We start from the raw sequence: 12,252 nt of genomic DNA, 5'->3' as shown, positions 1-12,252 counted from the left end.
GATGACTTGGTAACATATCGCCCCGCGTAGAAACAACGCATCAAGTAAAAAATATGAATTTTAGACGTGGGTCTTTATCTAGACGAGAGGTACTACTTCTCTTAAAAATTAGAAAGTGTAAAGGCAGATTATATTTTTCTAAAAAATAACGATAACGGCCTAATTTGATAGAACTGTCGCTGTATTTGGCTTCAACAGCCCTTTTCTGTTCAACTATGAAGTCTATTTCATTTTTGTCTTTAGTGCGCCAAAACTGGATATTTTCATAACCAAAAAGATCTCCCAAAAAATTAAAAACGAAATTTTCAAATAACTGGCCGGTGTCCTGGCGGGTATTCAAAAGTTCAAAATTATTTAGCAAGGCGTTTCTTAAACCACAATCAAAAAAATAAAATTTAGGAGTTTTGGATAATTCTTTGCGAACATTTTTAAAAAAAGGACGAATACGATAAAGATGAAAACATTTTAAAGCAATGGAAACAAATTTATCTATCTTGTAACGGGATATCCTTAGAGTAGAGGCTATCTCTGACAAATTAACTAAGCTTCCTATTTGTGAGGCCAAAATTTTCAAAAATAAAAAATATTCCTCTTGAGAAGTAAGACCACTTTCCAGTATATCTTTTTTAGTATAAGAGCTAACAAGTTCGTAAAGGATTGTTCTCTTTTCTTCACTGTTATTTTCAAGAACAACTGCTGGATATGAACCATATATCAGCATTTCTTTTATGGTGCCGGCTATTTTATCTCTATATAGTAAAGGATAAGAAATATATTCATCTCTATTTATGTGTAAATTGGGAATTTTTATACTTTTAAAGTAAAGAACTTCTTTTAAGCTCAGTGGTTTTAATAAGAAAATTCTTTTTCTACCAGCTAGGGAATCTTTGAATTTTTGGTCAATATAAAAAGCAGAAGAGCCTGTTACGATAAGTTTGAGTTTATCGCGATTAAAATCGTAATGATACTTTAAAAAATTTGAAGGATCTTTTAGATATTGGATTTCATCAATTAAAACAATATGTCTTTCAGTGACTGGGCCAATTATGTCAAACAAATCATGGGGATGTTCATTGAGAAGTGATAGCAAAGTCGGATCTTCTAGAGAAAGATAAGAAACAGCTTCTTTTTTACCGAGTAGATTCTGTAGATATAGAAGGACAGAAGTTTTGCCAGTTTGCCTGGCTCCAACTATTATCAGGATATAATCGTTGGAAATATTTTTTAGCAGATTGTCTATTATATCTCGCTTGAGTATTTTATTTTTGGTCATGAAAAACTCCGAGATTTTTTCGAAAAATTAGCAAATTCTCGGAAAATTATCAACTAGTTTTTAAAAATTAACTTTTCATGTTATGGCGAGGCCTCGTTAGAGGCCGAAGCCGTCCCTGCCCCGAGCAAAGCGAAGGAATCTGGAATCTCGGGACTACTTCGCTTCGCTTGTAGTGACAAATGTGAGAATGGCTTATAGCAGATGGTTGCTGGTAATGACTCAGAGACTGCTTCGTCTGTCCTGAGCGCAGTGAAGGGGTCTCCCTGGACGGCTCCTCGTAGTGACGAGATAGTAGCTGGCGAATGGTTAATGGTTAACAGGTATTTCTAAGTTTTCACTTTTCATTCTTCGTCTGTTATTGCGAAAGAATGCCTGGATAAAGCGTTGTTTGCGAAGAGATCTTTGCAAAATTAAGGAAAATATAGATTGATCGCCACAGCGCTTAGCGCTTAGCGCTTCGCAACAGAGATTGCTTCGGCTGCTGGCGCACCCTCGCAAGATACTGTGGTTTTTGTCAAGCACTTTGAGCTTCCATTTGCCATTTTTTGTAATTATAGAAAGCAAATATCAATAATTTTCTGGCACAGGCTATTATGGCCACTTTCTTCGGTTTTCCTCTCTTTATCAAACTTTCGTAATACTCTTTTAGTCCCCCTTCTTTACATCTTATGGCACTAAGCGCCCCCATAAAAAGCAAACTCCTTAACCTATTATCCCCTTTCTTGCTTATCCTGGTTACCAGCTTCCTCTTACCAGATTCCTTTACTTCCGGGTCCAATCCTGCTAGAGCTACTACCTCCCGCCGGTTTCTTATCCGCCTCTTCCGAAAAAAGATGTAACAATATGTCGCTATCATCTTCCCTATACCTTTAACTTTCTCTATTTCTTTAACCCCTTTGTTTATGTCGTCATCTTTATTTACTAATTCCTCCATCTCTTTCTTTATCTTCTGAAGCCTCTGCCTTGTTTCTTCTAAGTTTTTCTGTATGTGTTTTTTGCTTTCTTTACTATCTACTGGTACTCTATCTAAATACTCTAGAAAATTAGATAACTTGTTTTCTATATTTTGAAGTAATTGATACTCACTTAACAATAAAGATAATTTCTCTAAATTTTCGTTATATTCTATTTCTTTGATCTCTTCTTCGCTAACTATCTTGTGATATTCGTATAACAGTTTCGCATCAAGATTATCTGTTTTTGCTCTATGACCTAATACTTCTCTTAAACGGGGGACTTTTCTGGGGTTAATGGATACTACTTTTATCATATTCGTAGCACAGAACTCCTCCAGAAATACCGAATATGGCCCTGTGGGCTCGTATATCACCACCCTTTTCTTCCTGTCTTCTTTCTTCTTAAAAAACTTCCTCTTAAATTTCTTTAAACCCCTTTCATTTTGAAACTCGTAAACCTTCTGGCCATCAAAAATAACCAATGTATCCTTGGCCACATCCACCCCAAGAAAAGATAAATTTTTCATAGGTCTTCAATTCTCCTTTCTTTGAGATAAAATAAAGATTGTTGGTAGGGAGGTCCTTCCAGGTTTAGCCTTGTATACGGACAGTTTCCGTAATTGGAAACGTCCCGGATACTGTTCAAACACAGGGAAGGACGGCTAATCTTGCGATCGAACAGTTTGCTAAAAAGCAAACGTTCCATGACTCAACAGCCTGTCCCTCCCTACCAACTTTTTTACTTTAATGCTTTTGCCCTTTACTTAAAACCATACAATGACTCTTTCAGGTGTCACTGCGAGGAGGCCCGTAGGGCCACGAAGCAGTCCCTGGGATTGCTTCGGCCTCTAGCGAGGCCTCGCAATGACAGGGTTAAATTGAAACCATACAATGACTCTCTCAGGTGTTACTGCGAGCCCATATGGGCGAAGCAGTCTCTTGAATAAGATATTTTGCAAAGGTTTCGCAAAATTATACCGAAAAAATGATCCAAATTTAAGCTAACCCGCTTCCTGGCCGAAAACTTTATTTAAATAACTCAGGAGGTGGGTATGAGGAAGCTTAAAAGTTTATGGCTGGGTATTTTGTTTAGTGTGTTTCTGGTGGTCTCGGCATGGGCGGGTTCTATTAATTTGAATGTGGCCGGTCAGGAAGAACTCGCTAACCTACCAGGAGTTGGCCCTAAAATAGCCGCCGCCATCGTTGAGTATCGTGAAAAATATGGGCCATTTAAGAGTGTTGATGAATTACTTGAGATAAAAGGCATTGGTCCTAAAAAACTTGAAAAGATTCGCCCTCTCGTAACCATTGAGCCGGTGAAAGATTAGTTTTAGTCAGGGCACGCTTGCATGCCCTGACTAAGTTTTTTCTGTTATAATGTTTGTATGAAGAAAAAGCTTCCTGTAGGTATTCAGAGTTTTGAAAAAATTCGTACGGAAAATTATTACTATGTTGACAAAACCCGGTTTGTTAAAAAACTGGTTGAAGAAGGAGAATATTATTTTCTTTCTCGTCCGCGGCGTTTTGGTAAAAGCCTATTTCTTGACACCTTACGCCAGGCCTTTTTAGCCAAAAGGGAACTTTTTGAGGGCCTTTACTTAGAGGATAATTGGGATTGGAGCATTAAATATCCGGTTATTTACATTTCGTTTGGTAGCGGGGTACATAGGAGTGTGCAGGAACTCCAGGAAACCGAAAGAGTAATTATTAAAGAACACGAAAAAGACTACCAACTCAATTTACAGTATTCAAATATTAAAGATCGTTTTATGGAACTCATTAAAACCCTCTACCAAAAGTGCGGTCAAAAAGTAGTAGTCCTCATAGACGAATACGACAAACCAATCCTTGACAATATAAACAAAACAGAAACTGCTACCGAAATACGCGAGGAACTTAAAAACTTCTACTCGGTCTTAAAAGATGCTGACCCGTATCTTAAGTTCGTCTTCATCACCGGTGTTACCAAGTTCAGCAAGGTCTCTCTCTTTTCTGGTCTGAACAACCTTGAAGACATAACTATCTCGCCATCTTTTGCCACCATTTGCGGTTACACGCAAAGCGAATTTGAAACAGTCTTTGCCGATCGTCTTGAAGGGGTTGATTTAGACGAAGTCCGCCGCTGGTATAATGGCTACTCCTGGCTAGGAGAGCCCGTTTATAACCCTTTTGATATTTTGCTTTTCCTGAGGGAAAAGATCTTCAGGCCCTACTGGTTTGAGACCGGCACGCCCACTTTTCTCATCAAGCTCCTATTTGAAAAACGCTACTGCCTGCCTGACCTGGAGAACCTTGAAGCGGGAGAAGAACTCATTGAAAGCTTTGAAGTTGAAAACATAAAACTTGAGACCCTTCTTTTCCAAACCGGTTATCTCACTATAGCCGAAAAAATAGAGCTTCTTCCTGGCGAAGCAGTTTACAAACTCAAGTATCCGAACATAGAGGTTAAAAAAGCCCTGGCAGACCATGTGCTAAACTATATATTTGAAGACATTTCCACCAAAACGCATAACAAAACTAAACTTGCCAGAATTCTCATAAGTGGCGATGTTCCTTTGCTGCTGGAAGTCTTTAAGGCCATTTTTGCGGGCATACCACATGACTGGTATCGTAAGACGGAGTTGCATCGCTACGAAGGATTTTACGCCAGTGTGTTTTACGCCTACTTTGCGGCCTTGGGCTTAGATGTAAGAGTAGAAGAGTCTACGAGTAAAGGCCGGCTAGATATGGCGGTAAGATTTGAGGATAGGTGTTATTTGTTTGAATTTAAGGTGGTGGAGATAGAGCCGGAGGGAAGAGCCCTTGAGCAACTAAAAGCCAAGAAGTATCACGAAAAGTATCTTACAGGGTGCGGGAAGATTTATCTTATAGGGATTGAGTTCAGCCAAAAAGAACGCAATATCGTAGGCTTTGAGTGGGAAGAGGTTTTATGAGACTGCTTCGCAGTCTTCCTGGGTTTAGCCCAACTTCTTATCAAGTCATTTTCTTAGGAAAAAAATCTTGAACACATGGGTTTATATCACCTTCGGAGCACCATTTTATGATTTGCTGAAATTAGGCTTGCTTGAAGAAAAATAAACTGTATATTTTTTGTTAATATCTTCTGGGGTGGTAGGTGAAAGGATTATCATTAAAAGAAGAAGTAGAAAGATATAGCTCTTCTTTAAAGGGTATATCCGTTTCTCGTCAGCAAACTTTCCCTAGGCTTGCTGACCCTCTTGATTACTATTTGTTTTTATTTTTGACAGATATTTTGGCTTTGTTCGCTTCATTTTTTATAGCTATTTTTATTCGTATTTTATTGGGTGATTTTTTTCATGCTATACCTGCATACTCTCTAAGCCAGGGATTTTTTATTTTTGCTAATTGGTGGCTATTCCTGCCTTTTCCGCTCTTCATGATATATCAGCGTCTTTATGACCGAAGATTGTGTTTTTGGGAAGAGACAAGAGAAATTTTCCGAGCTTTGATATTAGCTTTTTTAGCCATCTTTACTTTAATTTTTATTAAAAAATTGGGCCCTCAGGTAAGCCGTCTCGCACTTGGTTTGATGTTTGTTTCCTCTTTTTTGATTTTTCCGTTATTTCGTTACTTTCTTAAAATTTTGCTTTTTCACTTTACTCGTTATCGAAGAAAAGTTCTTATACTTGGAGTTTCTGAAGGAGTGGAAAAACTTATTAAATCTCTTTCTAATGACTCTTTTTTAGGTTATCAAGTAGTTGGTTTGTTGGATGATAATGTTATTTATCAAAATAAAGTAATTAATGGAGTAAAGGTATATTCTCCATTAAAACAGCTTACAAAGTTTATTTCTTTTTTAAAAGTAGATACCATTTTTGTAAATAGTAATGCTTTTCCTAATGGTCATCTTTCCAGTATTCTTAGCAACGTTCAGAATCTTGTGAAAGAAGTGTGTATTATCCCTGAACTTGCTAATTTTGGTATGTTAAATACAGAAACACAGACTCTTTTCAACGAAAAATTGTTTCTTATCAAAGTAAAAAACAATCTAAAGTCTCCCACAAATCGATTACTTAAAAGACTGATAGATTGCATTTTGTCTTTTTTACTTTTGCCTATTCTTTTACCTATAATGGCAGTTATTGCATTGCTAATCAAATTAGATTCTCCTGGTCCAGTTCTTTTTGTCCATGAAAGAATAGGTCGTTTTGGTAAACCTATAAAAGTGTACAAATTTCGTAGTATGTATGAGAATGCCGATCAGATGTTAGAAGAATATTTGTTAAAAAACCCGGAAGCACGTGAGGAGTGGATTTTATTTAAAAAATTAAAAACTTTTGACCCGAGGGTAACTAGAGTGGGTAAATTTTTAAGAAAAACTTCTTTAGATGAATTACCCCAAATTTTTAATGTTATTAAGGGAGATATGTCTTTGGTCGGACCGAGGCCATACTTACCAAGAGAAAAAGAAAATCTAGCCCAATATCAAAGTCTGATTCTTCTGACTAGACCAGGTATAACTGGATTATGGCAGGTTAGTGGAAGAAATAATTTGACTTTTAAAGACCGGCTAAAAATGGACGTTTGGTATGTACTTAACTGGAGTTTGTGGTTAGATTTCATTATTCTTGTCAAAACTATAAAAGTAGTTCTCAAAAGAGAAGGTGCGGTTTAGCTTCCTTCGGCTATTGTGGTCCTCTCTTCTTTTTCCAAAGAGCTTTTCTTCCAACCTATCCCAAACACCACAAAGAGTCAGATTATTGGGCCTAGCAGAAAATTTTCTAGAAAAATTTTTCCCAGGTAGTAAATTATGAGGCCATGGAATTTATTGACCTGAAAAAGCAATATCGCCTGTATCAGGAAGAGTTAGAAGAAGCGGCTTTAAGAGTTTTAAGAAGCGGGCGCTACATTCTTGGCCCTGAGGTAAAAGAGCTTGAAGAAAAACTGGCCTCGTTTGTGGGCACTAAATACGCTATAGGCACTTCTTCAGGCACAGATGCCCTTTTGTTAATCCTCAAAGCCCTTGAACTTGGCCCCCAAGACGCCGTTATTACCACTCCTTTTACTTTTGTGGCTACGGCTGAGGTAATAAGACGTGTTGGCGCAAGGGTCATCTTTGCGGATATAGATCCTGAAACTTTTCTCCTCACCCCTGAGACCGTTTCAGAGGCCCTGGAAAAAGCTCGCCAAAAAGGCTATCAAGTGCGAGCAGTGGTAGCTGTAAGCCTCTTTGGCCTTCCGGCTTACTTACCAGAGCTTGAAACTTTTTGCGATAGGGAAGGGCTCTGGCTTATAGAAGATGCCTGCCAGTCTTTAGGAGCTGAGTGTGCCGGGCGCAGGTCAGGGAGTTTTGGCGTGGCCTCAGCTACCTCTTTTTTCCCGGCCAAGCCTCTTGGGGCTTACGGAGACGCTGGCATGGTCTTTACTGATGACGAGGGCCTTGCCCAAAAAATAAAGGCCCTTCGGGTGCACGGCCAGACAGAACGTTATCTTCATCAACACCAGGGCTTAAACGCGCGGCTTGATACCCTCCAGGCCGCCCTTCTTCTGGTAAAGTTTAAACACTTCTCTCGCGAATTAGAGCTGCGCCAGGAAGTGGCTAAAAGATATCGTGAGCTTTTAAAAGATTTGCCAGTTGAGTTTCAACAGGTTCCCGAAGAATGCTATTCGGTTTATGCCCAGTTTACCTTGCGCGTGACCAAAAGAGATGAGCTGGCAAATTTTTTATCTGAAAAAGGGATCCCTACGGCTATTCACTACCCTCGGCCACTTCACTTACAGCCAGCTTTTGAAGACCTTGGCTATGCTCAGGGCGAATTGCGAGAGGCGGAAAGGCTTGCGCAAGAGGTAATTTCCCTGCCCATGCATCCTTTCCTTTCAAAAGAGGACCAGGAAAAGATAGCTGCGGCCATAGCGGCTTTTTACCAGGAGGCCTTGTGATCTCAGAAAAGATTAAAAAAGAGGTGCATCTTGCCCTTCCTGTTGTTCTATTTGAAAAATATCTACCCTTGGCCCTTGAGCAGGGCTTAAGCCTTGAAGTAGGCCTTGACGACGGAGCCCTTGATCTATTTTCTTTTGAGGACTTTGAAGCCGCGGCAAGAATACTCAAAGAACATCAGGTAAAGTGCAGCGTTCACAGTCCTTTTAGGGACCTTTCTCTGGGAGCGCTTGATAGCGCCATAAAAAACGCAACGGTGAAACGCCTGAAAGAAGCCCTCAAAGTGGCGGCTCTTTTTGGGCCTGAAGTAGTGGTCTTGCACACCGGTTACAGCCCGGCCTATCACCTTGAGCGCCGGGAGAAATGGCAGGAGGCCGTTAGAGAAAGTTTTATTTCGCTGGCTGGCGAAGCTGAGAATTTAAAACTTAAACTGGCGGTAGAAAACGTGCTTGAGCCTGACCCAAGCTGGTTAACAGATGTTGTAGAAAAGATTGCTTCGCCAAACCTGGGCTATTGCTTTGATGCTGGCCATGCTCTGGCCTTTGCCAAGTCTTCCTGGGAGCCCTGGGTTGAGGCTTTTGGCCAGCGCCTTTTTGAGCTCCACGTGCATGACAACGATGGCACCTGGGACGATCACCTGCCCCCTGGCCAGGGAAAAATCCCTTTTAAAAACATGTTTGCTCAACTGGCCAAGAAGGGGATAAAACCCCTGGTGACTTACGAGGCCCATCGCCCTGAAGACGTAATACCAGGCCTTGCCTACCTGGAAAAGCTATTTTCCGAAATCGGCTGGTAAAAGTCCTTTGTATGCTTTATTTGCGAGACTACTTATACGGGCTTGCCGTGACAACGTGGGATAATGATGGCAAGGGGAGATTGCTTTGCTATCTGGGTTCGCAAGTGAAAAGTGATTAGCCATCAGCTATTAGCCATTAGCCAGCTACTATTATGTCACTCCGAGCGAAGTGAAGGGATCTCTGCTTCGGCCTCTAACGAGGCCTCGCCGCGACAGCTAGAGGCCTTCGTCCTGGCGACTTATGTCAGCGATGTCTCTACTCCCCCTTAAGAAAAGAGGCTCTGGTAAAGGGCTTCGTATTCCCTGGCCATGCGCTCGGCGGAAAACTTTTCCGCTACAATCTGGCGGGCTTTTTGGCTTATATTTTCCCTGAGCTTTTGGTCTCCCTTGAAAATGGCGATTTTTTGGGCTAAAGCGTGTGCGTCCTTCACTGGAAAGAGCAGGCCACCTTCACCGTCTTCAGGGATTAAATCCATCACGCCCTCAATGGCTGAGGCCACTACCGGTTTCCCCATACCCATGGCTTCCATAAGGCAACGGGGGATTCCCTCCAGACGAGAAGGCAATACGAAGACATCAAAACCGCGTAAAAAGTTCAAGCGGTCTTCACGATAGCCGGTAAAAGCTACCCGTGAAAAAAGGCCAAGCTTTTTGGCCAGGGCTTTAAGCTCGTTTTTGAGAGGGCCTTCGCCTACCACGAAAAGAAAACAATCTGAAAGCTCTTTATGGGAAAGCGCCTTTAAAAGAATATCCAACCCCTTGCGATGAATGAGCTGGCCGATGTAACCAAGAATGAAAAAGCCCTCTTTTTTGCGGGCGAGGACTTCTTCTGGCACGTCTTTTACCGCTTCAATCTCGGAGAGGTCAACGGCGTTGACGATAAGGGTTAATTTGCGTTTAAGCCCCGGAATGCGCAAGAGCCCCTGATAAATCTCTTTTGACAGAGGAACTACCTTATCCAGCCCGAGAAACACCAGACGGTTTAAAGTCTCGTAAACAGCGAGCTTAAAGTCGGGTTCCTTGCTCCAGCCATGGGGAGTGGCGATGATCTTGGTCTTTAAGCCTCTGGTGGCGAGAAATCCGGCGAGATCCTGTTTGTAGCCATGGGTGTGAAGAATATGAATGCCTTTTTCTTTAAGGTAGGCCCTTAATTTTTTGACGGCTTCGGGGTTAAAACGGCCGTAAGCGTTAATGGCTACGGTTTCAAAGCCGAGCTTTTGGGCTTCAGAGAGAAGCGGCGCAGAAAGGGCCGGGTCATCACGGATGACACCAACAATGGTTTCTACCTTCTCTGGGGCAAGATACTTGATTAGCGCCAGGATCCAGCGCTCAGCGCCGTAAAGCCCGGTGGGGCTGCCAAGCTGTAAAACCCTAAGCCTCATAGAAGAACTCCTTTTCCCAGAGGCGCAAAATCATAAGCCCCCAGAAAAACACACCGAGATTGAAACGGCCAGATAAATGCTTCTGCCACAAGACCTTAACTTTTTCCCGGCTTAAATATTGCCAGATAAACGAATCATTGGCCGCCAGGGCTTCTTCCAGAAAAGGTTTAAGTTCACCCCTAAGCCACTTGGCCTCTGGTACGGCAAAGCCCCTTTTGGGCTTTGAGATTAGCCCTTCTGGAAGGAACTTTTTCAGGGCCTCGCGCAAAAGTATTTTTCCTGTATTTCCGCGGACTTTGAGTTTAAGGGGGAGTTTTCCGGCAAACTCAACCAGTTGATAATCAAGAAGTGGTGAGCGCACTTCAAGCGCCACGGCCATGCTCATACGGTCCACCTTGACCAGGACGTCTTCTGGTAGATAAAAATTCAGGTCAACAAACTGGGCCCGGCTCATCGGGTCAAGCTCTTTTACCTGCTGGTAAAGAGGGTATATCCATTCAAAAGGGCTTGCCCCGTCAAGCTCTTTTTTAAACTGCGCTGAATAAATTTCTTCGCGAATATCAACCGGAAGCCAAACGAGATCCTGATAAAAGGCCCTAACATCTGATACCGCCAGGTTTTGAAAAATGGTCTTGAGCCGTAAAGGCTTAGGCAACCACGAGGCTCGCGGATAAAGGCTGCCAAGGAGCCTGAAGAAAGTGCTTCTTAAGGGAAGCGGGATTCTTTTACGCAAACGGCTTTCAAAGAGATGAGGCAAATAGCGAAAAGTGTAGCCTCCAAAGGACTCATCGCCGCCGTCCCCAGAGAGCGCTACAGTTACGTTTTGCCGCGCCATCTGGCACACATAATAAGTGGGAAGGGCACTTGAGTCCGCCAGGGGCTCATCAAGATGATAAATTAACCCGGGAAGAATTTCGGCGGCTTCAGGTTTAACCAGATATTCGCGGTGGTCTGTGCCGAGGTGCCTGGCAATTTCTCTGGCGAGTGGCAATTCGCTCGTTTTTTCATCGTCAAAGCCAATGCTATTGGTAAGCACCGGACGGTCAAGGAGGCGGGTCATCTGGGCTACCACCAGCGGTGAGTCTATTCCGCCAGAAAGAAAGGCCCCAAGAGGTACATCACTTATGAGCCTGATAGATACGGCCTTTTCAAAAAGGGTAAAGAATTCTTCAAGGGCATCATCAAGGGTGTAAGGCCGGGGAGAGAACTTTATTTCCCAGTAACGTTTGAGAGATAGCCCGTTTTCCGAAAAGACAGCCACGTGGGCTGGAGGTAGCTTTTTAATGCCATAAAAAATACTTTTGGGTGAGGGTACAAAGCCGAAGGAAAAATAGCAGTCAAGGGCTTCTGGGTCTAAAGTTTTTTTATCAAGCTCCGGTAAAAGCGCCTTTATCTCCGAGGCAAAAGCGAGGTGCTGGCCTTTCACGGTGTAATAAAGCGGTTTTTTGCCCAGGCGGTCTCTAGCCAGGACAAGACGCCTTTTAGCAGCATCCCAGAGGGCAAAGGCAAACATGCCAGATAGCCTTTCCACACAATCTGGGCCCCATTCCCGATAGGCCTTAAGAATTACTTCGGTATCACTTCGGGTTTCAAACTTATGTCCCAGGGCTTCAAGCTCTTTCCGCAACCCAAGAAAGTTATAAATTTCACCGTTAAAGACCACGGTGAGTTCTTCGTCCACCATGGGCTGGCGGCCGCTAGAGAGGTCAATTATGGAAAGGCGCACATGCCCAAGCACGGCCTGGTTGTCTTTAAAGACACCTTCTTCGTCAGGGCCACGGTGCTTCAGGAGGGCCAGGCCCTGGCGGACCATCGCCTCGTCTTTTTTAGAAACACCTGAAAGGTCTATTATGCCGATTATCCCGCACATTTAATCCTCTTTAGACTGCTTCGCCTGTCCCGAGCGCAGCGAAGGGATCTCCCACACGGCTCCTTGCCGTGACAGG

The 12,252-nt window shown here is 42.6% G+C and carries 9 protein-coding genes; 5 read left to right on the top strand and 4 right to left on the bottom strand.

The window, feature by feature from the left end:
• Window positions 1–40: 40 nt before the first annotated feature.
• Both THEIN_RS03615 and THEIN_RS03610 read right to left on the bottom strand, forming a co-directional pair.
• Window positions 41–1,273: an ATP-binding protein gene (locus THEIN_RS03615; RefSeq protein WP_013907342.1), complete on the bottom strand. Its 1,233-nt coding sequence runs from the start codon at window positions 1,271–1,273 to the stop codon at window positions 41–43.
• A 514-nt stretch (window positions 1,274–1,787) separates the two neighbouring features.
• Window positions 1,788–2,756 carry an IS110 family RNA-guided transposase gene (locus THEIN_RS03610; RefSeq protein ID WP_013907341.1) on the bottom strand — a complete coding sequence of 323 codons (969 nt, stop codon included), beginning with the start codon at window positions 2,754–2,756 and terminating at the stop codon, window positions 1,788–1,790.
• A 525-nt stretch (window positions 2,757–3,281) separates the two neighbouring features.
• Between THEIN_RS03610 and THEIN_RS03605 the strand changes: the two genes are divergently transcribed.
• The 5 genes from THEIN_RS03605 to THEIN_RS03585 all read left to right on the top strand — a co-directional run bounded on the left by THEIN_RS03605 (window position 3,282) and on the right by THEIN_RS03585 (window position 8,924).
• Window positions 3,282–3,557, top strand: a complete 276-nt coding sequence (locus THEIN_RS03605) for a ComEA family DNA-binding protein (protein ID WP_013907340.1) — start codon at window positions 3,282–3,284, stop codon at window positions 3,555–3,557.
• A gap of 57 nt (window positions 3,558–3,614) precedes the next feature.
• A complete protein-coding gene (locus tag THEIN_RS03600; RefSeq protein ID WP_013907339.1) occupies window positions 3,615–5,162 on the top strand; it encodes an ATP-binding protein in 1,548 nt (515 codons plus the stop codon).
• A 182-nt stretch (window positions 5,163–5,344) separates the two neighbouring features.
• Window positions 5,345–6,865, top strand: a complete 1,521-nt coding sequence (gene wbaP, locus THEIN_RS03595; RefSeq protein WP_013907338.1) for an undecaprenyl-phosphate galactose phosphotransferase WbaP — start codon at window positions 5,345–5,347, stop codon at window positions 6,863–6,865.
• 143 nt (window positions 6,866–7,008) lie between these two features.
• On the top strand, window positions 7,009–8,130 hold the full coding sequence (locus tag THEIN_RS03590) for a DegT/DnrJ/EryC1/StrS family aminotransferase (RefSeq protein ID WP_013907337.1): 1,122 nt from the start codon (window positions 7,009–7,011) through the stop codon (window positions 8,128–8,130).
• Window positions 8,127–8,924, top strand: a complete 798-nt coding sequence (locus tag THEIN_RS03585; protein WP_013907336.1) for a sugar phosphate isomerase/epimerase family protein — start codon at window positions 8,127–8,129, stop codon at window positions 8,922–8,924. The genes THEIN_RS03590 and THEIN_RS03585 overlap by 4 nt, the downstream gene beginning before the upstream one ends.
• A 266-nt stretch (window positions 8,925–9,190) precedes the next feature.
• Here THEIN_RS03585 and THEIN_RS03580 read toward each other — a convergent pair whose 3' ends face one another.
• Both THEIN_RS03580 and asnB read right to left on the bottom strand, forming a co-directional pair.
• The gene (locus THEIN_RS03580) at window positions 9,191–10,306 is read right to left on the bottom strand and encodes a glycosyltransferase family 4 protein (RefSeq protein WP_013907335.1); all 1,116 of its coding nucleotides are present in this window, start codon (window positions 10,304–10,306) and stop codon (window positions 9,191–9,193) included.
• The gene (asnB, locus tag THEIN_RS03575) at window positions 10,296–12,176 is read right to left on the bottom strand and encodes an asparagine synthase (glutamine-hydrolyzing) (RefSeq protein ID WP_013907334.1); all 1,881 of its coding nucleotides are present in this window, start codon (window positions 12,174–12,176) and stop codon (window positions 10,296–10,298) included. The genes THEIN_RS03580 and asnB overlap by 11 nt, the downstream gene beginning before the upstream one ends.
• Between the last annotated feature and the right edge of the window lie 76 nt (window positions 12,177–12,252).

The organism is Thermodesulfatator indicus DSM 15286 (assembly GCF_000217795.1).
In the GTDB taxonomy this organism is placed as follows: Bacteria; Desulfobacterota; Thermodesulfobacteria; order Thermodesulfobacteriales; family Thermodesulfatatoraceae; genus Thermodesulfatator; species Thermodesulfatator indicus.
This window is presented reverse-complemented; position numbering and strand designations above follow the sequence as displayed.

Coding starts and splice junctions, on each gene's coding strand:
- THEIN_RS03615 (WP_013907342.1), bottom strand. CDS start 1,273: ATGACCAAAAATAAAATACTCAAGCGAGATATAATAGACAATCTGCTA.
- THEIN_RS03610 (WP_013907341.1), bottom strand. CDS start 2,756: ATGAAAAATTTATCTTTTCTTGGGGTGGATGTGGCCAAGGATACATTG.
- THEIN_RS03605 (WP_013907340.1), top strand. CDS start 3,282: ATGAGGAAGCTTAAAAGTTTATGGCTGGGTATTTTGTTTAGTGTGTTT.
- THEIN_RS03600 (WP_013907339.1), top strand. CDS start 3,615: ATGAAGAAAAAGCTTCCTGTAGGTATTCAGAGTTTTGAAAAAATTCGT.
- THEIN_RS03590 (WP_013907337.1), top strand. CDS start 7,009: ATGGAATTTATTGACCTGAAAAAGCAATATCGCCTGTATCAGGAAGAG.
- THEIN_RS03580 (WP_013907335.1), bottom strand. CDS start 10,306: ATGAGGCTTAGGGTTTTACAGCTTGGCAGCCCCACCGGGCTTTACGGC.
- asnB (WP_013907334.1), bottom strand. CDS start 12,176: ATGTGCGGGATAATCGGCATAATAGACCTTTCAGGTGTTTCTAAAAAA.